Origin of the sequence: Nodosilinea sp. LEGE 06152 (genome assembly GCF_015207525.1) — a bacterium.
Taxonomy (GTDB): domain Bacteria; phylum Cyanobacteriota; class Cyanobacteriia; order Phormidesmidales; family Phormidesmidaceae; genus Nodosilinea.
This window is the reverse complement of record NZ_JADEWR010000038.1, coordinates 1-21,499: the sequence shown is the minus strand read 5'-3', so window position 1 is coordinate 21,499 and position 21,499 is coordinate 1. Positions and strand designations below refer to the sequence as shown.

Annotated in this window: 24 protein-coding genes; 14 read left to right on the top strand and 10 right to left on the bottom strand. The window is 49.4% G+C overall.

All coding sequences use genetic code 11. The annotated features are described in order from the left end of the window. Window positions 1–188: 188 nt before the first annotated feature. The 10 genes from IQ265_RS28210 to IQ265_RS28165 all read left to right on the top strand — a co-directional run bounded on the left by IQ265_RS28210 (window position 189) and on the right by IQ265_RS28165 (window position 8,310). The gene (locus IQ265_RS28210) at window positions 189–773 is read left to right on the top strand and encodes a hypothetical protein (protein WP_194059818.1); all 585 of its coding nucleotides are present in this window, start codon (window positions 189–191) and stop codon (window positions 771–773) included. 317 nt (window positions 774–1,090) lie between these two features. Then, window positions 1,091–1,447, top strand: a complete 357-nt coding sequence (locus IQ265_RS28205) for a hypothetical protein (RefSeq protein WP_194059816.1) — start codon at window positions 1,091–1,093, stop codon at window positions 1,445–1,447. Further along, on the top strand, window positions 1,408–1,938 hold the full coding sequence (locus IQ265_RS28200) for a hypothetical protein (RefSeq protein WP_194059813.1): 531 nt from the start codon (window positions 1,408–1,410) through the stop codon (window positions 1,936–1,938). Before IQ265_RS28205 ends, IQ265_RS28200 begins: the two co-directional genes overlap by 40 nt. After that, on the top strand, window positions 1,919–3,226 hold the full coding sequence (locus IQ265_RS28195) for a hypothetical protein (protein ID WP_194059811.1): 1,308 nt from the start codon (window positions 1,919–1,921) through the stop codon (window positions 3,224–3,226). Before IQ265_RS28200 ends, IQ265_RS28195 begins: the two co-directional genes overlap by 20 nt. A gap of 120 nt (window positions 3,227–3,346) precedes the next feature. Then, on the top strand, window positions 3,347–3,568 hold the full coding sequence (locus IQ265_RS28190) for a hypothetical protein (protein WP_194059809.1): 222 nt from the start codon (window positions 3,347–3,349) through the stop codon (window positions 3,566–3,568). Window positions 3,569–3,659: 91 nt separating this feature from the next. Further along, window positions 3,660–4,892, top strand: coding sequence for a glycoside hydrolase family protein (locus tag IQ265_RS28185; RefSeq protein WP_194059807.1), 1,233 nt, complete (start codon window positions 3,660–3,662; stop codon window positions 4,890–4,892). A gap of 1,318 nt (window positions 4,893–6,210) precedes the next feature. Continuing rightward, entirely contained in the window at window positions 6,211–7,263 is a 1,053-nt protein-coding gene (locus IQ265_RS28180; protein WP_194059805.1) for a formylglycine-generating enzyme family protein, read from the top strand. A 137-nt stretch (window positions 7,264–7,400) separates the two neighbouring features. Beyond that, complete coding sequence (locus IQ265_RS28175; RefSeq protein WP_194059803.1) at window positions 7,401–7,616, top strand: helix-turn-helix domain-containing protein; 216 nt, start codon at window positions 7,401–7,403, stop codon at window positions 7,614–7,616. Between the two features lie 83 nt (window positions 7,617–7,699). Beyond that, the gene (locus IQ265_RS28170; RefSeq protein ID WP_194059801.1) at window positions 7,700–7,978 is read left to right on the top strand and encodes a hypothetical protein; all 279 of its coding nucleotides are present in this window, start codon (window positions 7,700–7,702) and stop codon (window positions 7,976–7,978) included. Next, a complete protein-coding gene (locus IQ265_RS28165; RefSeq protein ID WP_194059799.1) occupies window positions 7,975–8,310 on the top strand; it encodes a hypothetical protein in 336 nt (111 codons plus the stop codon). Before IQ265_RS28170 ends, IQ265_RS28165 begins: the two co-directional genes overlap by 4 nt. Window positions 8,311–8,358: 48 nt before the next feature. Here the strand turns inward: IQ265_RS28165 and IQ265_RS28160 are convergent, their stop codons facing one another. The 7 genes from IQ265_RS28160 to IQ265_RS28130 form a co-directional block, all read right to left on the bottom strand. Further along, a complete protein-coding gene (locus tag IQ265_RS28160) occupies window positions 8,359–8,784 on the bottom strand; it encodes a hypothetical protein (protein WP_194059797.1) in 426 nt (141 codons plus the stop codon). Beyond that, window positions 8,781–9,644, bottom strand: coding sequence for a hypothetical protein (locus IQ265_RS28155; RefSeq protein ID WP_194059795.1), 864 nt, complete (start codon window positions 9,642–9,644; stop codon window positions 8,781–8,783). Before IQ265_RS28155 ends, IQ265_RS28160 begins: the two co-directional genes overlap by 4 nt. 1,022 nt (window positions 9,645–10,666) lie before the next feature. After that, complete coding sequence (locus tag IQ265_RS28150) at window positions 10,667–10,843, bottom strand: hypothetical protein (RefSeq protein ID WP_194059793.1); 177 nt, start codon at window positions 10,841–10,843, stop codon at window positions 10,667–10,669. Between the two features lie 224 nt (window positions 10,844–11,067). Beyond that, window positions 11,068–11,736 carry a hypothetical protein gene (locus IQ265_RS28145; RefSeq protein WP_194059839.1) on the bottom strand — a complete coding sequence of 223 codons (669 nt, stop codon included), beginning with the start codon at window positions 11,734–11,736 and terminating at the stop codon, window positions 11,068–11,070. A 1,324-nt stretch (window positions 11,737–13,060) separates the two neighbouring features. Then, window positions 13,061–13,624, bottom strand: coding sequence for a hypothetical protein (locus IQ265_RS28140; RefSeq protein WP_194059791.1), 564 nt, complete (start codon window positions 13,622–13,624; stop codon window positions 13,061–13,063). 278 nt (window positions 13,625–13,902) lie between these two features. Further along, a complete protein-coding gene (locus IQ265_RS29775) occupies window positions 13,903–14,310 on the bottom strand; it encodes a hypothetical protein (protein WP_255524100.1) in 408 nt (135 codons plus the stop codon). 556 nt (window positions 14,311–14,866) lie between these two features. After that, window positions 14,867–15,415: a site-specific integrase gene (locus IQ265_RS28130; protein ID WP_194059786.1), complete on the bottom strand. Its 549-nt coding sequence runs from the start codon at window positions 15,413–15,415 to the stop codon at window positions 14,867–14,869. Between the two features lie 364 nt (window positions 15,416–15,779). Between IQ265_RS28130 and parA the strand changes: the two genes are divergently transcribed. Continuing rightward, window positions 15,780–16,418, top strand: a complete 639-nt coding sequence (gene parA / locus IQ265_RS28125; protein WP_194059784.1) for a ParA family partition ATPase — start codon at window positions 15,780–15,782, stop codon at window positions 16,416–16,418. Beyond that, window positions 16,412–16,717: a hypothetical protein gene (locus IQ265_RS28120; RefSeq protein WP_194059782.1), complete on the top strand. Its 306-nt coding sequence runs from the start codon at window positions 16,412–16,414 to the stop codon at window positions 16,715–16,717. The genes parA and IQ265_RS28120 overlap by 7 nt, the downstream gene beginning before the upstream one ends. 1,731 nt (window positions 16,718–18,448) lie before the next feature. Here IQ265_RS28120 and IQ265_RS28110 read toward each other — a convergent pair. Both IQ265_RS28110 and IQ265_RS28105 read right to left on the bottom strand, forming a co-directional pair. Beyond that, window positions 18,449–19,192 carry a hypothetical protein gene (locus tag IQ265_RS28110; RefSeq protein ID WP_194059778.1) on the bottom strand — a complete coding sequence of 248 codons (744 nt, stop codon included), beginning with the start codon at window positions 19,190–19,192 and terminating at the stop codon, window positions 18,449–18,451. Window positions 19,193–19,205: 13 nt separating this feature from the next. Continuing rightward, complete coding sequence (locus IQ265_RS28105; protein ID WP_194059776.1) at window positions 19,206–19,679, bottom strand: hypothetical protein; 474 nt, start codon at window positions 19,677–19,679, stop codon at window positions 19,206–19,208. A 554-nt stretch (window positions 19,680–20,233) separates the two neighbouring features. Between IQ265_RS28105 and IQ265_RS28100 the strand changes: the two genes are divergently transcribed. Both IQ265_RS28100 and IQ265_RS28095 read left to right on the top strand, forming a co-directional pair. Further along, the gene (locus IQ265_RS28100) at window positions 20,234–20,599 is read left to right on the top strand and encodes a hypothetical protein (protein WP_194059774.1); all 366 of its coding nucleotides are present in this window, start codon (window positions 20,234–20,236) and stop codon (window positions 20,597–20,599) included. Between the two features lie 112 nt (window positions 20,600–20,711). Further along, a complete protein-coding gene (locus IQ265_RS28095) occupies window positions 20,712–20,978 on the top strand; it encodes a hypothetical protein (RefSeq protein ID WP_194059772.1) in 267 nt (88 codons plus the stop codon). Window positions 20,979–21,015: 37 nt separating this feature from the next. Here the strand turns inward: IQ265_RS28095 and IQ265_RS28090 are convergent. Then, window positions 21,016–21,499 (bottom strand): pentapeptide repeat-containing protein (locus IQ265_RS28090; RefSeq protein ID WP_194059770.1); only part of this gene is annotated, 484 nt, incomplete at its 5' end.

Below are 21,499 nucleotides of genomic sequence, written 5' to 3'. Positions count from 1 at the left end.
GTTCTGTACAGATTAAGTGTACACGAAGTACTAATACTATGCTATAAAAGTACTAACACCAGTGAACACCCCGTAAAAACTAAGGTTTCGGGCACTGCATTCCAAAAATCTCACCTCAAGGGCCGAAACCCCCAGTTTCCATGGGCCGTTCAGCCCGTTCACGCCCGTTCATAAAAGGAACACTAACCATGGCAAATGTCTCGCTATCCGCGTTCTGTAAGGATTACAGCCTTTCTAAGGGCAGCGTCCACAAGTTTCTAAAAGCTGAGGGCTTTGATACTGCCGAAGGGTTAACCCCCGATGCAGTAAAAGCAGCCAAGGCCTACTTCCTAGATACTTCCGTAGAGACTGAAGCCGCTGCTGCTGACATCACAATCCACACTGGCAACCACTGCACCTCCCTTGATGTACCTGGCTTTGAGGGTATGACCATTGACCTAGGGCAATTCCGAGATTCCGAAAGCCTGGTAATTGATGACCCTCTAGCCGCTGCTGAGCAGTTCCTGGCTGCTGCTGACCTGATTCAAGGTGCGTTGACCGATGACATCGCCGCCCGTGAGCAGCGTTTGCAGGCCACTAAGCAGGCTCAAGCCAAGGTCGCGACAAAAGCCCAGGAGCTAGCCCTAGAGCAGCGTCTGTACCGCTTGCAGACTAGCCAAATTGACCAGGCGCAGACCGAGGAAGCCAAAGCCCTCGCTGACGCTCTAGCTCAGCTCCAGAGCCTGGGAAAGCCCAGCACCGCCCCTTCTGCTGGGGAGTCTGCCTCTCAGTAGCTGCGATCGCCCTTGCTGCTTTTGCCCTAATAGGTGCAACCCATGAACCCCCGAGTGATCCTCTCAATCAGTCTTTTTGTCTTCTTGCTACTCAATCTGAAAACTGTGATATCGGGGGCTGAGAGCCTTTCCCAGGTAAGGCTAGAGAAAATTCAACTAGCAGAAAAAGCAGCGCAATAACACCGTCATAAGGAGTTTCCGAAGATGTCTTTTTTGCGCGACGTGTCAAAAGTCTACAACGAGAAATATGAGGTAATCGCAACGATCAAACTACCCACAGAACTCATCAAGGCCCAAGTCAAGCGTGAGGGGGCCAAATGAAGAGATTCACAGACCCTCGCTACTGGCTCACCTTGGCCGCTGTAGTGCTGGGCATCTACCTGGGATTAGAGGCTGGTGCAGAGCGCTACATCCAACGTCAGGGCCTACGCGACCGGGCCGAGCTGACCGAGCTAGAGCGGTGGAAAGGGATGGTTGCCAACCTTGGGCCTTGGGCAATGGTTACCACCATTGGAGCGGTAACGCTGGTCTGGAAACTGACCCCTCCACCCACCCCCAACGATCGAGATGCCCTCCACCGCCTGGCCTCTGAAAAGCTTGCTCAGCCGTTGCTCTCGGATTCTGAGCAGGCCCTATGGATCGAAGTTTTGAACGCTACGGAGCAACAGAAATGAACGCATTACTCAAGCTACGGCCTGGCCTGTTTGGCCTACTAGGGACTGCGATCGCCGTCAGCAGCTTCTCTACCGCCATCAGCAAAGCCCCTCGACCTACTGGGCCTAGCCGCTCTGTGCAGTCAGCAGCACTACGCAGTGAGCAGGCCCCTGAGCAGCCTGGAGCAACGGCAGAGCAAGCCTCTCAGGATGAGCCAGAGCAGGCCTACACCTACCTGCAATACCAGATTGACACCGACCTAGTGAACCTGGAGCAGACCGTTAGAAACCGTGCAGCTGCACACCTGGAGCAAGGCAAAACCGCCGCCGACCTCAACAACCTGCTCTATGACCTTGGCCAAGACTGGAAAGCAACACCAGAGCAACTGATTCAGCGACTGGCCATCAACCGGGCCATGCAGACCCTGGCCGATGGTGAACCTGCACCCACTACAGGCGCGATCGCTAACCCCACTGTGGAGGGCTTCAAAGATGTCTCAGCAGCAGAATGATCTAGAACGCCAGCTGCACAGCCTGACGGTGGCTGTAGTCGGCACCATTGGGGCCGGGTTGGTCGCCATTAACCCTACGCCCTTCCGGGTGCTGGCCGGAGCCGGGCTGTGTGTCGCCGCCGATGCCCACCGCATACGCCAAAAGCTCACCTACGGGGAGATCTTTAACACCTTCAAGGGTGCGCTCAACCTGGCCGGGGAATCAGCAGGGGCCGAACTGGCACCCGTAGGCAATGCCTTGGGCCGTCAACGGACACAGATCCAGACCGCTGTGTTCTCCCAGCTGCCCCTGGCCGCTGAGATTGCAAAGCGTATGGAGCAAACCCAGGCCCTCAAGACTAACGGCATGGAGCTATTCGCCAAAGCCAAATCGGGTCTGATCCTAGGGGACACAGGAGACGGGAAGACACAGCTACTCAACTACCTGGCCGCTGCATTCCTGCAAGTCAACCCCCAGGGGAAGCTACAGATTGGCGACCTCGATTATGGCTCTAGCCACGGTGATGCCCCGCCTAACACCTGGATGGGCCTACCGGTGAGCAATGTGGTGATGATTGAGCACCATGACATCCTGGCCAGCATCATTGATGCCGGTGAGGAAGTGCAACGCCGTAGCGCTGCCACTAAAAAAGCGATCGCCGCTGGTGAGCCTGCCCCCAAGTTTGAAGCCCAGCTGCTGCTGATTGATGAGTGGGTATCGTTCCTCTCCGAGGTAGACAAAGACCACCGTGAGCCCTTGGCCAAGGCCCTGAATGACATCGTTATCAGGGGTAAAAAGCAGAATGTCTTTGCCTTTCTGGCTTGCCATGATGCCAGCGTTAAGAGTCTTGGTATCGACCAAGCTAAGCTCAGTCGCTGGAATGTCTTAGCCCTGTGGAAGTGGGTAAACCAGGCCAAGTCTACCGACGTTACCAACCTCCCCCAAGGCTTTGCTGATGCTCAAGCCAAGCTCAAAGGGATGCCCCGACAGGTAGGCGAAACCTTTAGCGCGATCGCCTATGTGGATAGCGCCTGGTCAGTAGTTGGGGTGCCCTACATCGACACCAGTTTGATGCAGCTGTTGCCCCAAGATGAGCTACTGATTCAGCAGTTTTCTGAGCTGTTGGCGACCTACCCCGAGGATGCGCCCCTTTCCTACAACAAAGCTTGGGAATGGTTAGGCAAGCCATCAGGCCAGCGCACCGACAAAAACCCTGAGTATCGCGCTTTCAAAAAAGTTTTGGATTCCATCAAGGAAGCCAGATCAGCCCACCCTCCAGAGAGTGAGCAAGCCGAGCAAGACGGCTAGAGCAACGCTATACCGCTGCTCTGGGTTTGCCTGCTCGTGAGCAGAAAGCAGAATCCTGAGCAGTGAGCAGGCCCTCTGAGCAGGGCAACCCTACCCCTAAACGTAAAGGATACTCCCACCATGTACGGCACCCAAAACGGTTTTTTCGGTCAAATTATCGGCGGTTTGGTAATCGTGATGATTGCTATCCCCGCCCTGGTTAAAAGTCTCTCTAGAGATAACGTTGACCTAAACGGAGTCAGCCTAGATATTGCCGAGACTGTCTTAGAAGCGGTTACTCAAAGAGACTGGAATTTTGGAGACGCAAGCCGATCCGATACCAACTGGGAGACTCCTGAATAATGACTGCGATCGCCAACCTCTTAAGAATTGGTGGCTGGCTCACTTTCTCTCTAGTGCTGCTGTGGATATGGAAACCTGAGCGGGTTGAATTATGGGAAACCAAACTAAAGACAACTCAGCAGCACTTAGAGCAGTCGAACAGCTCTACCGAGAAGTCAGAGAACTCCGGGCCGTCACCGACGCAGGCTTTACCCAACTCGGAGCCGACGTTACCGCCCTCCGAAAAACCCAAGCCGACACTGAGCGTAAAGTAAGCGCTACCGCTGCCTGGAATGATCTAAAGTTCGATGCCATAACCTGGCTAACCCTGCTGTCGATCATCCTGGCAAGTCAGGTTTACGTGTCTGCTGTGCGTAACGCTCCAGACTGGCTCAAAGCCATGTTGCCGGGACTGGAGCAACCCGCCGCTGATGGTAGCGCCCCTGCTGGCCAACCAGAGAGTAAGCAAGTAGTAGCTTTTAGTCGCCCTGGTGAGCTGCTACGCAAGGGAGCACCGCTAGAAGGCACCCCCTACACCATCAGCTCTACCGTGGGCTGGCGGCATGTCTTTGGGGCAAAGGATTGGCACGAAGGCTACGACGTTTCTACTCCGGTCGGCACCCCTCTCTACACCGTGCTGCCTGTGGAGGTGCAATGTCTCACTGAGGCTCAAAGCGGGGGCGGGGGTATCGGTGCTGCCTACACCGTGGGCAATGAACGGCACCTATGGCTACACCTGGCCAGCTGCACCCCAGGCACCTACAGCAGCGGTGAGCAATTCGCTACCACGGGTAACACTGGCCGGAGTACCGGGGCTCACCTCGACTACCGAGTAAAGGACATGGCCAGCGGTGAATGGGTCAGGCCTTACGCTGATGTGCTGAGACTGACGCTCAACCCTGACGCTGCGATCGCCCAAGCTAATCCCGGCATTGATGCACCCGGCATGGTTGAGCTGATTAAGAGCTTTGAAGGCTTCCACCCCAAGCCCTACTGGGACTACCAGCAATGGAGCTGGGGCTTTGGCACCCGTGCCCCTGGAGCAAACGGCACCATTGACCAGGCCAGCGCAGAGCGTGAGCTGTTGGCTTACCTGGAAAGGAATTGTCTCCCCGCGATCGCACCCTTAGGCCTCGCTGAGCACCAGGCTGCTGCTCTGGCCAGCTTCTGCTACAACGTTGGCCCTCACCAGTTTGTAGGCAGTGACACCTACCGCCACGCTCAGGCAGGCAATCACGCCGCCGCTGCTGCTGCCCTGTTGAACTGGACAAAGGCCGGTGGCAAGGTGCTACCGGGTCTTGTTAAGCGCCGCGAAAAAGAGCGGGCTGTTTACTTGGGGCAGTAAGACAGTCATATCAGATCTACTGGGAGACGCGATTATAAGTGGACCTTGCGGTTTCTACAGCGTCTGAAGCTCTAAGTCAGTTTTTGAGTTTTGAGCTATAAGTCTTAAGAACCATAGATGGAGGGTTAAGACAATTTGAATTCATGTACAACAAAACCGCTCTCAATCTTTCGTGCCAAGCCTAGGAAACTTTAGCGAAAGTTGAAAGCGGCCTTTGTGAATTTAGCTCTAACTCACAAGGAGTCAGTATGCTTTGTCTGTCAAGGCTACAACGTCGTTTGCTTATCAGGTTCCTTGCATCCTTTTTGGGGACGTTTACAGCCAGGGCCATATTAATGGTCATTGCTGCCGTTAGGGATTACTTGATGAGCGACCTTTAGCCTCAGTTTATACAACAAGCTACCGGCCTTCTGATGGCTTGTTCATGACTTAAACTATCGCTAGCCTAAATCACTAGAGGCTATGCTAATTCCCCTCTTCTATATTTGCAATTAATATTGTCCTTGTGAAGCATCACTGAGCCTATTGCCCTTAATTCTGGGGTATTTCAGGCCTCTCCAACAGAGTCTAAACGACGACCCCGACATTAAGCCACCCCTATCTAAGGCCTACATAGTCGCCTAGCTGGATGCCCATACCCCAAGCCTAGAGCAGTTGATCGCCGCCCGCACCGCAGCCCTGACAGAATCGCGTTAGGTGCTAGGTGGCCCTGCCATGAACGTACCCGCCGACCAGCAGCGCTGAGTTAATGCTCTACTGGATCCCATCACGTTCAGTATCCCCGGTGTCGATTCTGATTCGACCACTACCCTCTTGCATAGAACCTTCTACCAGGAAAGAGAATGGGACCTCTTTATAGATGCAGAACGCTAGCAGTCCAGTAACCATCAACGATAGAGCACCAGTAAATATCAAAGCCGGGGATTTCATCTTTAGCCTCCATGGGCATAACTTCGGAGGGAAAGTTCCCACGGCATAATTCAGCTCGTGAAGACCCTAGACCCCCGAGGGGTACACCAGTGTTGGAAGCTTCCAAAGGGTACCCTATCTCCAACTGCAAAAAATTTGGTTAGTACCAAGGCAAGAAAGAGAGAGCCGTTTACTTAGGGCTGTAGCGCGCTCGCTCTCTGCCACAATAGAGCCAATGGAATTTCACCTCCCCCCTGGCTCAGCGCCGGGGGTTCTTTCCAGCTCATATCCCTATGGGATGGAACCAAGCCGATTGGGCGAGTTTAATAGCTATAAGCAGAAAGCGACTCCCAACCGCCAAGTTAGAGCCGCTTTCCGTACTGATGTAGTAGTAGCTAAATTTTAGCGGATGTCTGATTCCTTATCCCCTTCGGGGCGGCTGGCGTTGATCAAGCTGGTGAATGCGTTGATGCAGCCTGATTTTGAAGCCTTAGTCTTTGCGATCAAAGCGCCTCCCTATCTCATCCCGTCAAACTTCAGTGCTCAGGGGAACCGCTCACCTGCTTTACTGCAATGGGTGGAGAGCCCAGGCGGCTGTGGGTTGAGCGAGTTTCTAGCTGTTTTAGAGGGGGTAGCACCGGGAGCTTTCCAGTTAACTGACGTGTCGTTACCGACTCAGTCCACTTCACCAGCCTCTAAGGTTCAGCCGGAAAAGAAGACGAAACCCTCATTCCAAGAACACTTAGGGGGTGGCAAATCCCTCGACATGGTTTATATCCCTGAGGGCCGTTTTTGGATGGGCTCTCCTGAGACTAAGGAGGGTCGATGCGGCGACGAAGGCCCCCAGCACAAAGTTCACGTGCCTGCGTTCTACATGGGCAAGTACCCGGTTACCCAGGCGCAATGGCTTGCTGTGTCATTGCTTGATGATGTGGAGCGTGACCTAAAGCCCCATCCTTCTAGGTTCAAAGGTGATAACCTCCCCGTTGAGCGGGTGACCTGGTTTGAGGCGGTTGAATTCTGTGCTCGGTTATCGAAACACACCCGGTGTGACTACCGCCTTCCCAGTGAGGCGGAATGGGAGTATGCCTGCCGAGCTGGAACGACTAGCCCTTACTACTTCGGCGACACCATCTCAACAGACCAGGTGAATCACAAAGAGCACTATGGCAAGACTACCGAGGTTGGACGTTTTCCTCCAAATGCGTTTGGCCTTTATGACATGCACGGCAATGTCTGGGAGTGGTGCCAAGACCACTGGCATGACAACTATGAAGGAGCCCCTACCGATGGCAGTGCTTGGATAGAAGGCGGTAATTCCGGGTATCGAGTCAGACGCGGCGGCTCTTGGGACTTCAGTCCGAGGATCTGCCGCTCCGCGTACCGTTTCACCTTCATGCCCGGCCTCGGCAACGACAGCCTCGGTTTTCGGGTTGTCTGTTCGGCCCCCAGGACTCTTTAGCCTCCTACAGGTTAACCGTTGTCCTTTACCCTTCTTGCCCTTTTGCGCTTTGAATAGAGGGTGGTGCCCTCCCCCCAAACTGGAAGAGAGGTGTGTAACAGTCGCTATACTCTAGGCGTAGACCAGTCTCCTAACCGATGGATTTCTACGACGCATTTAACGAAACCTTGCACCGCTTCGATATCAAAGCAGTCGATTTAGCGCAAGAAACCGGCTTATCTATGCAACGGATAAGCCAGTTCAAAAAAGGCCAGAATATCAGGGTAGAAGACCTGCAAAAGCTACTGGGTGCAATGCCTCAAGAAGCCAAGAGGTATATGCTCACGCTGGTAGCTGAAGGAGAGAGCGATTAGCACCTTAAAATTTTCCAAAAGCTATAAAATTTGAATAAGATTTAATGTAAGAATGATTTTGATAATTAGGAGTTTTAATGATGATGGAAGAAGACGCTTATTATAATAATATTATCTCGACTTTTCTAAATCTGAGTACGGATTTGGATTTTGTAAACGAGCAAAAGGATGTAAAAGAAGCTGAAGAAGAAATTAAGAAAAGAGGTTTAGAAAAAGAATATCTTGAATCCCTTTCTAGTTTTGTAGGGCGAAAAATAACCAAATGGGGACATGCTCAAGTGAAATCTGCCCAAGTCAGAGGAAGGGCTATTGCCAAGCTACTTCAATCTCTTGATAAAAGGGACGAAAATTTAGAGCCTTGAAATTTCAGTCTTTCCCCTGCCCGGTACTGAAGGGTAGTAAGGCCTTGATAAGATACGAGATTCCAGAATATGACGTTGTTATAACGATGGCAGCGACAGACCCGGATCAATCTACACCGATTGAGTATGAGGGGCCGGAAGATGCTGTTTTCTTCTTTCAAACGATGATCTTCCAGTCCTACGGGATGTTTGGCCATCCTATCGAGGATGAGACGACCCCGATGGATCTGAACCACGTTATGCAGACGCTCTTCAAGGAGCTATACACCCTGGTTGAGGGCCAAGACGTGCTGGATAGGTATGAGCCCTTGGCTGAGGATAAGATTACTTAGGGCTAACTCCCTCTCGCCCACCCTGGTGAGCGTTGTGTTGCTATATTTCTAGTCGGGGATTGTGCTTTTTGTTTTTTCTAAACTTAATTGCTTCTGTTCGTTATCTTTTGTCAAAAGATTCATAGAATAATCTTCTATCAGCTTTCTTTGTCTATAACGTTTTTCTGCCTTAGAAAGATTTGTTTTGTTAATTATATCTATAGCCACTAACAAACCCTTAGCATCTTCAGGTAGATCTTTCTTAAAAAAATATGGAATATTAAAAATAGGAATACTAATTCCCATCCATCCCCAGAGACCAACTGAAGACAAATCGAGACCAAATTCTTTGTGTATCAAAGGAGAAATAATTGGAGAAATGGTACACAGAAACCATGCTGCAAGCATGCCAGCTGCTACTCCTTTTGGATTTTTAAGTATCAAGTTATCGATGACTGACAAAAGTATTTTGGAGGTATCATCAGCATTATTCATGCTAGTTCTCCTCCTAACCCTAAATCCTCTTGAGGGACTGATTCCTCATTATCAGTGTGAGCAGGGAATACACTCATTGAACCATCATCAGGCGGTTCAATTTTTTCGCAATTGTCAAGAATATATTGGATAAGCATCTGAGCTTCATGTGGAGAAGATCCAAAGAAATCTTGTGATATCCGATATTTTATGAGGCAAGCTCTGCTTATAATTACGAGAGCCAGAACTACAAGTAAAAGATGAATTCCATAAAAGTGATGCGAGATGAAAAACGATTGAATTAGGAAAGCTGAGGTCAAGGCAATAGAATAAACGATAGAGTAACGTAACTCTTCTTTGTAATATTCATCTGCTATTGTGAGGTGAATTCTTGGAGACTCTTCTTCAGGGCAATCAGGTGAATCTAGAGAATCAGTGATTTTATTCGAGATACCTGTACTAATCGACGATAAGGATTCTAATAAAAACTTGACTGAAGCTTCTGTAACGCTGTCCAATTTTTCTTCTGTGTCAGTCCCAGAATCAACTATTTCTACTGATTCTCCATTTAAAGAGTTAGCATACTCATTTAAGTAATTCCTAATAATAATTGTTTTTTCTTCTTTGGAAGAATAATTGCCAAGATCATGGTTAGAGTATACATCCCCAATATCAGTGTCTTTAATGTTTTTTATTTTAATAGATGAAGAATAAGAGCCTTTGTAATCTGGTCTCTCTGAATTCTTTGCATGTAGTTCATCTGAAGATGAAAAAAAATCTGCTATTTTTTTGCGCAGTCGACTTTCACGTTTTTTCTTCGTTAAGTAACTAAAAACACTACGCGGAGCTAGACTTGAAAAAGTTATTGGCTCAAAAGGCATATGATTAACTCCTCTAAACTAACAACTGTTGGTTATTATAGGTTATCTAGCCACACAAACAGACTTTGTAATACTTTAAGTAAAGCTTCAGCAAAACGTCTGTTTTTCCCAAATATAACCTCGAATTAGGTTATCTGCATTCCATGTTCGGAAGGAGCACAGAAAAAGGGCCTTTGAGAAGGTAACGACATACCTATGCCATAGCGAACTCTCTAACAGTGCATCAACGATAAGACCTGCGTTTAGCCTAATCCCTATAGTACTTACTGACCGTTGTAAAATTTTCGATCGTACTCATGCCTACCCCTCCGTGCCCCGTCTATGGTGCTCTAGTCAATAACTCCAAGCGCAGCGTTGACCGGGGTTGGGAACTAGGGGGCATCTATTTTAGGAGTCTCAGGAACTCGCTGAAGAGACCATATTACCTGCCTAGTTATGGTTTTTGAGGTCATAGCGCAACCACATGGACCATTGGGCTGAGGTACTTTGGAAGGCTTTGCTGCTGGTCTGATCTGCCAGGTGTGGGGATTTACTTCCTGAGTAGTACTTTTGGGCTAGAGTCAAAAATATTTGGGTGTATGAAGGCCTGGAGGGGCTATGCAGCAGTTTAAGCCGGGTGATCTCGTCTGCATCAGGATCGCTGATCGCTGGGCTACAGCGTCAGTCATCAGCACCACAAATACTATCTAGACCTCAACCTAGTTCCAGATCAATCGCCAGCGCCAGAGACAACAGTGCAGCTTAACTTGATTGAGCCGGAAGACATGGCTCTAAATGCCCCGCCATTCTGATGGCCCATTAACCTAGGTAAGGCTCTAACTGGGCTTACACCCGCTGCTTAAAATTCAGCCACAGCATCACAGCAAGGCCACCCAGCCAGAACAGGTCTGCCCCTAGTGTGTTGTTCCCAGCGTACATTGCCCAATCAGCAGGCCATTCCCCAGGATTCATAGCAGTATCCATCGCAACCCGCCTATAGTGCCCAGATTCAGCCCCGGTTCTAAGAGGCTTGATTCACAGAGTTATGACAACACATCCAGCACATGCAGCAGCGCTATAAAATTGGCCATGATTTCGATGAAGTCATGTAAACCCATGACCCCACCTCCGTTCATTAGGTTGATGTGCAAGGCCACCAGAGTGAGTCCAAGGGAGAAGGCCTGGATGAATTTGGAGCGATCAATTTGATTTTTATTCACGGGTCTATCCCCTGTAATTGTGGGGGGATAGTTCCTACGATGTTTTTGACCGTAGGTTTGGTCTGGTAATTTTGTTGCCCGTTAGTGCGCCCAAAACAAAACCCCCACGGGCCAGCGGTGCCTATGGGGGGTTCAAGCTTGTGCATCTATCGCTTATGCGATGGCCGCTGTGGGCCTAAGGTGCCCCTCTTAGCAGGAACTGTAGCAACGGTAGGCCAAATGGCTTAATACCCACCCTCTCTGATAACAGCGGCCCTTGCTCCACAGCGGCTACCATCAGAAGCACTTTGCCAGGGGAATAAACAGGAGCCTGCGTAGCTCCCCCATTTACGATGAGGGGGCATAGTTTTAAGGCTAGTTGCAATTCTCTGCTGGACTCCAGGATCCGTCACAGCGCTGCTAACCCTGTCGCCTGTGCATGTAGAGCTTGAACTGTAAAAACATCCAACAGGATAATCGTCATTCACGCGACTATTGCGGCTAATGTCTACTTGAACAACTAAGTCTGGGTTGTCTCGAACAGTTGGATTGCTCCCCTGCCAAATGTAGTAGATGTGATCACTACCTCTTTTGCCCCAAACATCAAAAGAGATGCCCGCAATAGTAGCCCTTCTGCCAAGCAAAAGGCTATAACCTGCTTCCTGCATAGAGTTGGGGGATGCTACGGGTTCTTCTGTGACATCTTCACTAACTACAACTGCTTGGCTTGTAGGAGGAATAAATGACTGCTCTAAGCCAGTACACACTGAGGTCAAGTCTAGAAGTTGACCTGAACTATTAACCCAGTAGCAAAAGTGGTCAATAATTGGAAATTCAACTGCTTTAACTTCAACGGCTGCGCTTAAAAATACTGCACCCGTAATTGCAACTCGGGCGAGAATAGTTTTTAACATAAATAATTCCTTTATAGGCACAGAATGCCTTGCAGTATTTGTAAGCTTACACAGGGTTGTTTCGAGAATCAGAGCAGTTTATAGCCCTTTCACGCTTAAGTATTCCCTCAGTCAAGTTCTTATTAACCTCAGCGCAATTTGTCAGCTCTGTAGGTTTTTTCTAATTAGGTAATGAAGGGATCCTTTGCACCTCTGCTAATGGTGTCCTAAAACAAAACACCCTCGATCGCAGCGTTGACCGGGGGTGTTGACTAGGGTGCATCTATTTTGGAGAATCAGCTCTCAGGAACTCGCTGCTGGGCTTATGGTGCCCTGCGGGTGAGGTGCGTTTGCCTGGGTAGCGGTGCGTTCGGCCAAGTGGCTTAGGTAGCAATCAGTTAGCTTCTCTTGCCTTTTGTATGCTCTCTATGACCTTATCCGCTGAATCAGAGGAACTATCACCAGATCCGCTGTACTGCCATGCTCTCAGCCCGGTCATCCCTGCCAGAAGTACCAGCAGGCCAGCGGCTAACCCCACCCCAATCATTGTTCTCTTGTCCATGCAAATCCTAGGTGTTACCAACGCTGCCTAGAATGCCCTCATCGGTGGGAGTGATCGCGGGGGGTAGATGGCTTAGCTGTTAATCTACTCAGGGTAGGTCAAACAATCAGAGCAGCCAGGACACCACCCATCACCTTCTGTTGTTTTCTCAAAAACCCGTTCACCAGTGGTTGGGTTCACCTTATACCAGTGGGTTCTATGTCGGGTCTCGTTAAAGTCGTTTTCCCAATCATCGGGGTTAAAGTCTCCCCGCTGCCGTACAGCTTCCCAAGTTGGCTCACTCATCAAATTTCACTCCTAGATCAACACTTAATACCGCCTCAATACGTCAGTTCACATCTTCTGTAGCAGGGGTTCTCAAGCTTCCCCGCTCCAACTGATATTAATGCTGGCGGCTAATGCAAGCATCCTTGTCAATTTGGTTAACAGCGCGTTTGTCAGCTACCCTTGGGGTGTTTTCTCAGTTCAATACTAGAAGGATTAAATTCTATTTTTATTTCCTTCCCTGTGTGCAATCCCAACTTAGTTTGTGTCAAATCTAGTTCTCCATTTTCGTCTAATCTCACAACCAATCGATAAAAAGAAGGAAGTCTAAAAAAAACAGTTTTTCTGTCATTAGAGATTTTTTTGTCAAGCCCTTTCCAGTCCCCTCCATGAGCTAAGAACCTTTGAATCTTGATGGATTCCCGTAATACATTCGTGGGGATGGGAGGATATGAGTCAGCACGATACTTGACTAATTTTTCACCGTTCTGGGGTTTTCTAAATAGTCGCCTGTACATATTATATATCCTCGGAATATTGGCACTTACGTCTGAGTATTTGGTCGGCCTCCTGGTTAATTTTTTGCCATAGCTGTTCTTTATTGCTGACTTTCAGATCTTTCCCAATCAAGTCTAATTGCGCGGTCTGAGCAAGTTCGAATTTTTTTTTAATACTATTTATTTCTTCATTTTGCGCTATTTCAAAATCTATAAATTCCAGTTCCATCCACACCTGATAGTATTCATTGAAAGATTCTCCCCATTTTCTTGCTAACTCACTAGACACTCCGGCTTTTTCAGACCAGTTAATGATTGGAATAGCCACAGATAGAATAGATAAAATGATTGATAAAATCTTCCATAATAAATCGATGCTGGTTAAAATACTTGCCACAGTTGACAAGGAGAGAACAACGGAAAGTACATTAGCTCTCTGGTCAAATTGTTGTATGTCTTTCGCTCTGACACTCCAATACACTGTATTTGTTTTAGTCTCAAGAAGAGAATCCCATACCGCATACCTTAATTTTTCGAAGTAGCGAAACCTTTGCGTATTTTCTTGCTCATTATTTACATCTACCATCTTACAAAATAGATTCTACTCGATATACCTAGCCGTCATATTAGCTGATCCTTAACTTAGAAGCCCTACAATCTTGGTTAAACCTTAGGCATATTTGCTTAGTTCATCACAAAGCTATGCCGGAAGCTATGGCGCAGCACGAGCGGGTAGTACATTGTCCAGATGACGGAGCACTAAAGTGGCGATAGAGGCTGATGATGTAGCAGCCTCTATCGCCACCTAGCGACGGGGTGGATCGGAAAACAATTGGCAAATTACCTTCAAGCCAGGGAAACCCATTATCCCCCTGGCAGGACTACTGACTTTGCCCAGCGCAGGCAAATATCAGCTAGGTCTACAAAGTCCCAGAACAAAATCTCCCAATTGCTATAGCCATACTCATCGAGCATCTTCTTGCGATCCGTGACTATCCGCCATCGAAGGTGCTCAACTTCAGCCATCCCCATGACTTGGCAGAGGGGATAGGCAATTCGCTTAATTAAAAAGGAGGTAGCTAAGGCTTCACAAAAAATAGCCTCCTCTTCTTCCTCTGTCAGTCGTTTAGGGTTGCCAGTCTTGAAGTCGAGCGATGAAATCGTCTGCGAAATTGACAACTGCATTCCCGGTGTCAGTAAGACTGTAGTATTGACGGTTTCCGCCTCCAGCAGGGGCGCTACCTTCAATAGAGGTGATGTATCCTTTTCCACGCAAACGCTTGAGCATGGAGTAGAGGGTACCGACGGAGATTTTGATGTTCCCGCCACTGCTTTCCTCGATAGCCCGTTGTATGTCGAGTCCATAGACACCGGGATGGCGTCCATTTCGGATTGCCCAGAGGATGAGCAATTCTGATTGAGGGGGAAGTTCGTAAAAGAAGGCTGAACTGGCTCCATTGATGTCTCCTTTGGACTTATAGAGTGGGCCTGCTCTCGCAGGTGTTAGCTGCTGGGTCGAATAAGCTGGCATAAAGCCTCCCAAGAGTAATTGTGCTTACGGTTTATTGCTCAAAGATCCCCAGACCCTAATTCTTTTAGAACCTGAGGAATTGCCTTTGTCTTAAGTGTCAGCTCGTTAATTGCCTCCTTTTGCTATAAGAGTCACAAAAGCAGCTTGGAAGCTGCTTGCAGCTATATTAATGGCAAATCGGATAAATTGCAATGCTGATAATTGTTCGCAATGCCTTTCCTAACATTGCGGAGAACGATTATTGCCGGAGCTATTGAACTGTTTGATGCGACCTGCAAGAAGTTCCTAAGCTGTTCCTCAATACTCCAGCGCCGCGATAGCCGCCTTCTTCTGCTCTGGGCTCACCTCCAGATACCGCTGCAAGCTGGCCAAGCTTCGGTGGCCGCTGATTTCTTGAATCACCCGAAGAGGCACCCCAGCATTACTCAGGTTGGTTAAGGCCGTGCGCCTGAAACTGTGGGTACTGATTCCTAGGCCCTCTAGCCCTGCATAGGCCAGTGCCTGGTCGAGTAGCCAATCCGCCGATGATCTCGCCAAACCCCCCCGACCATGCCGACCAGGGAACAGGTACTCAGCCCCTCCGTTGTCATAGTCGGCCAGCAGCGCCGCTAGCTTGGGGTGAATATCGATCTGTCGGGTGGCCAGCTTACCCTTGGTTGCCTTGGCCGGTAGCACCAACACATCGCCCTTAATGTCGCTAGGCCGTAGGGCGATCGCCTCACTCACCCGCAAGCCACAGTAGAGCATGATGCCGAACAGCGCTTTATCCCTGGAGGAGTCCATCACCTCAAACAGTTGGGCAATTTCGTCATGGGTTAGAACCTTGGCCTGCCCGTTGGTACTCATCGGATCCTCTACAGCTCTCACTATTCTACTAGACATAATTAAGATTAAGTCTAGTAAAAATCAACGGATCTAAAGGCTTTCCGGGCATTGGGCCGTACAGTCGTCTTTCGTCTCACATGAGACAAGCTAGAACCCTTGGTTTTTCGTGAGACAGTCTTACGGCTAGACAGACGAGACAGAAGTTGAATCATTATGAGTCTTACAAGTACCTAAGTGATTGCGTATTCACTTAAATAATTGTTTACTTGAGCACGTGTCTACTTAGATAAGTTTTTACTTGATTACTTGAGCACGTGAATAAGTTCGTTTAGCCCAACAGGGCGTACCATTCACTTGAGCACTGATTTACTTGAGCACGTGCCTAATGATTATCACCATCGCCTCATTGAAAGGGGGCAGCGGTAAAACATCGTTATCGGTTCACCTAGCCCATGCGATCGCCCTGGCTGGCCGGAAGGTGCTGCTGGTCGATGCTGACCCCCAGGCTTCAGCAAGCACGTGGGCAAGTGCCCGAGATGACAAGCCGCCATTCTCGGTTGTGGGCATGGCCAGAGATACCCTGCACCGTGAGCTACCTGACCTGGTGGCCAATTATGACCACACCCTAATCGATACCCCTCCACGCACCAGCAAGTTAACAGGCTCTGCCATCGTGAGCAGCGACCTAGTGCTGATCCCGGTGCAGCCGTCGAGCTATGACGTATGGGCAGCAGCTGAGACCGTGGCAATGGTTGAGCAGGTACAGGGCATCAAACCTGACTTACTGGCTGCATTCATCGTGAACCGGGCCATCGGTCGAACAGTCATTGCCAGGGATATTCTCGATGCTTTGGAGGATTACCCCTTCCCGGTACTGTCTACCACCATTGCCCAACGGGTTGCGATCGCAGAATCGAGCGGGGGGCATACCGTGTTTGAGGTAGAGCCCAGCGGTGCAGCTGCACGGGATTTTAGAGCACTGGCTAAGGACGTTTTGAAACTGACCGGGGTGGAGCAATGGTAGAGAAGAAATCGAGGATTACCCGCAAGCCAGCGCCTGAGGCCGTCGAAGGGTTTCTAGAGCAGCTGGGCACAGATCCAGAATCTAGCCTGCCTAAACCAGCACCAGCACCGCCGACACCACCCCCCGCAAATCCCCAGGATGACGGGAATAAGGGCAAAGCATTCCCCCACAGGTTGAGTGCTGACTTCACCACCGACCAATACAAACGCCTGAAGCGGGCCGGGTTTGAGACAGACCAGCCCATGACCACAATTGTTAGGGAGGCCGTCGAGGATTGGCTCAAGGCACGTGGATACTGATCTACGTGGGCACGTGCCTACGTGAGCGACTAGACCAAACAAAGCCCCCTGAGACACCAGAAAGCCCCGATCGCATTCCCAAAGGTGGGGCTCAGAGTCAAATACAGGATAGAACTAGGGGCTAACAGACTTAGATGTTATCGTGCGGCAAACGCACTAACAATAAAGCCTCCAACCATGAATAGTACATTTGCACTGTTCATGTATATAGAGTAACTTGTCGATTCATCTGATGAATTCCGTCATATAGTCGTGACGCGAAGCTGCTTTGCTCTCCGTCCAAAGATCGCCCAGCAGCTTCGCGTATCGAGTAAACAAGAAACCCCTAAGGAGGTTCCATGTCTGTGAAGAGTATGCCTGGTAATGGCGAAGGTGAACAGCTCAACTTCTTTAATTTCCCGGCTGAGTCCAGCTCCACCGGAAAGAGGCCATCGAGAAAACCTAGGCCCACGGTGAAGATAAAGCGTAAGCGGCCTGATGTCGTTTATAGCTACCAGCTCACCTCTAAGACCCCTATGATGCCCATTCATCGGGTTTCCACGGGGCTAGCCGCTAAGCTCCTGAACAAAGAGCCAAGGAGCTTTAGAAGGGGGTTCACCTATAAAGCCCAAGGCTTTCACGGAAGCACCCTGGTAGCTGTCTGGGCTGGCACTAACCCCGAAGACCGTAGGGGATCCCTTTGGGATATCCATGTAGAGCTGGCTAGCTAGAGTTAGACCATCCAAGCCACAGCCCCTTAGGTGTTTCCTAAGGGGCTACTATGCTAAATTGGTATAACAGTATATTTGAACTATAAGCAAGCAATCTAGGTATGGAGACGCTTAAACGCCTTCACCTAATCCGACACATTAGCGAGTTGCCGCCGCCGCAATTCAATCAGCTTGCTTTTGCTCTAAATCCCCCAGCAGGACAGTTACCGGGTTGTATGGCTCCAGTAGCTGATAGAGCTTATGCCTTGCTTGAATGGGTCGAAAGCTCAGTAGGCTGTGGGTTAAAGCGCGTGGAAAACGTGCTAGCGGCCATGGGGTACTTCAAAAAAAAGAAGTTTTTATACGGCGGTAGTGTGGCGATATTTTTTTGAGAACATACGGAAAACCTGCTAGAGCGAGTCTGAGGGGTTGGAGTAATACGTTCTTTCTCGATTATCCACCCTGCTCTCCTAGTTTTAGAAACTCGTACAATCCCGCGATCACCTCCCCATGACAATTGAGGTTGTAAACCCCCTGCCAGGTTAAGGGCGTCTCTTTGTAGCAATAGCAGATCAAGAAACTGTCGTCTTCGAGACTGGCAAGCTGATCCATAAACCTTTTGCGGCTAGGAGGGATAAACTTGTGTACCGTGTACACTTTCAACCGCTGGATCGCCACTGATGGCGGATTTCTATCTACAACGATCATGTAGGCATACTGCTTAAAGAGCTTCACGCAGGCCGAACTACTCAAGATCATAGGGAACGGGTTAGCCAGTACTGACTGACTTCGGGAATCAGTTCCCAGACCGATATAAACTCGTTTTTCCTTAGGCACCTTTAAGGCGCTTTGAAACGTCCCTATTTGCATGTTTGATACTTACCCAAGTCAAACAACACGAGCTGGTAAGAAGACGCTTTGATAAAAGTCTCTATCCATTCCTTATACCAACTTCGTTTCCATAATTTACAATCCGAGTCAATAATTAGAGCCGGAGGGTATTAACCGAAGAGTCTCGCCCAGGGGTGAAACTAGAGCAACACTAGAAGTTGATGACCTGTTGTACTGGCTTTACCATGCTCTTGTCCCAGTCCAAGCTGTAGCCTTTTAGCCGGGCAAAGTTCCGCAGGGTAGCTCTAGATATCTCAGCACCGGGAATGGTGTTGATCCATGCATGGTACTCGTCATGAACAACCCCAGTAATGACTATGAGGTTGTCCTCATCAGCCGCTAGGGCCGGGTTTATAGCCTCAGCAACAATATGGTGAACGTGCTTTTCATGGTCTTTCCCAAAGGGTTTCCCAGTTAGTTGACAGACCTTATGCCTAGACTTAAGCCTCTTTATCAATCCGTCCTTAAAACTAGCTAATTTCTTGGCTTCTATCGATGAGTCCACAGCTAGCTGTGGATGGGCAGCAACGATATAAGTCAAAAGTGCAGCACTAGCCCGGTAATCAGATGCTCTCTGCGGTCGGTCTGTAGCCAGGTGGTCAAGCAACAGTTGAACTCCAATAGGTCTTATAAAGTCATGTTCTGATCGAACTCCCAGTTCATCAGCAGTCACCAGATAGATTCTTAGAATGTCCCGATAAGCTTGCACGATACTCTTAGCCGTGTCTTTGCTACGGGTCAGCAGAGCCCCATGCAAATGCCTAATTGAGAGGTAAGCTGCACCGTTCTTTAAGACAAGCTCATTCAGCAGGCTGTTGAACTTTGCAACTTGGCCCTTTGAGAGAGTTGTCTTTAAGACGATTTCATTGTTATTGCTAAGTACAATCCGCTGCATGGCGTTCCTGAGCCTAAAGCCCCATCCCGCCGTTGAGCTTCACAATAGAGAGCATCTGATTCCTCAGCCGGTTGAGGTTCTGCATTTGCTCATCAAGGCCCCCATTGTCGGAGTGATACTTTTTGGCCAAGCGCTTGTATTCATCCTCGGCCTTAGACTTCATCTCGGTGGCGGCTTCCGAGATACCGAAATCCTCAAACTTAGCCCTCTCAAAGTTGCGATCTAACAGCCAAAAACCAACCTCATCAAAGCCCGTACCCGTAGAGGCGTGTGCATGGAGTTGTTTGTTTTCAGCCTCAAGCTTGGCTACTTGAGCTTCCAAAGTAGCGATCTGAGCTTTCAGGTCATCAAGGCTTGGTGCGTTTAACTTATCCGCTAGAGCCTGCCAGCCTCGGGCTTTCAAGCCAAAGTGCTGCTTGGCATCTGCGCATGACTTGAACTGCTCTTTGAGCGATGCAACTGTGTGCTTGGGAGAGGCAGAAGCCATTATGAACTGATCCAATGTGTAGTCCAATAATGACCAGGTTGATGCCCCTCATAACCATGAACCTGGCATCTTCACAGAAATCTAACTTCAGAAGCGGATCCTCAACATAAGGATTTATTGAATAGCGATCGCACCTGTCTAAGACCCATCCTGGGGGAGTGGAAGCATCTGCAAAGGGGGAGCCGGAGGGCGGGTAGCAGGCAGATCACACGGTTAACCAAAGCCCCCTGCCTCGAAGGTGCAGGCCCTACCTTTTTGCGATCACCGAGAAAATAGTACAGACGCACTAAAGATCTACTAGAGCTGGTAAGAGGCTATGGAAAAAATATGGATGTAGGGCAAGACAAACCCTCTAATTACACTTCTGTTATTTCGCCAAACCATCTCTGTACAACGCTTTGAGCCTTGCTCACCCAAGTTTTTCTGCAAACCGAATTATTCTGCGATAAGCGCTGTAGTCTAGTTACGCAAAGCCGCACCGCTCTCCGTCCAAAGATCGCACCGCAGCTTTGCGTATCAACTGAACAAGAAACCTCTACGGAGATTCCATGTCTATGAAAAGTATGCATGTTGATGGCGAATGTGAACAGCTCAGCTTCTTTAATTTCCCTGCTGATTCCAGTCCTATTAGAAAGAAACCATTGAGAACCCCCCACCCCCTGGTGAAGGCAAAGCATAAGAGGCCAGAGGCCGTCTACACCTACCAGCTAGCTTCTGATATCCCTACGGTGCCCGTTCACAGGGTTACAACAGGGTGGGTTGCTGCGCTACTAGGGAGAAATGCCCGGAGCTTTAGGCGGGGGATTTCCTTCAAAGCTGAGGGATTCCACGGTCAGACCCTCTTGGTCGTCTGGGCTGGGGTGAACCCAGAAAATCGGACTGAGTACCTTTGGGACATCCATGTAGAGCTGGCAAGCTAGGCGCAAACTAAAGGCCCTCAGAGAGTTTCTGAGGGCCTGCGTAGCAGCAGATATCTATGTGTGCTAAATTTGCTGTATAGTTCAAGTGCACTATACAGCAAGCAATCTAGGTATGGAGACGCTTAAACGCCTTCACCTAATCCGACACATTAGCGAGTTGCCGCCGCCGCAATTCAATCAGCTTGCTTTTGCTCTAAATCCCCCAGCAGGACAGTTACCGGGTTGTATGGCTCCAGTAGCTGATAGAGCTTATGCCTTGCTTGAATGGGTCGAAAGCTCAGTAGGCTGTGGGTTAAAGCGCGTGAAAAACGTGCTGACAGCATTAAAAAAAATTAGCATGTCGCATTTTGCGATGATTGTGGCAGAGCAAAGCCATTAGAGCGAAGCTATGGTGCGGGTAGATGGCCGCCCCGGGATTAGGGTAAGGGAGTGTCTGTGATTCCTTGCTGCTGCTTTAGGTCTTCAGGAATATTCTTGGCTTTAGCGACTTCATCTGTGTTTGGCCAGCTCGTAGCATCGTCCCACTTGATGTTTTTGAAGTCAGCTCCTTGAAGGCTGGCTCCTTGAAGGTTGGCTCTTTGGAGATTAGCGCCTTCAAGAAGGGCTCCTGCTAGATTGGCTCTTTGGAGATTAGCGCCTTCAAGGTTAGCTTCTTGAAAGCTAGCTCTTAGGTTAGCTTCTTCGAGGTTAGCGCTTGCTAGGTTGACCTTGAAGCAGATGGCTTGGGTTAGATTGGCTCTTCGGAGGTTAGCTCTTGTTAGTTTAGCTTGCAAGAGGAAAGCTTCTCTCAGGTCAGCTCCTGCGAGACCGGATTCTGCGAGGTTTGCTCTAGCGAGGTTTGCTCTAGCGAAGTTGGCTTCCATGAGGTAGGCCTCTTTGATGTTTGCTCCTTCAAGGCTA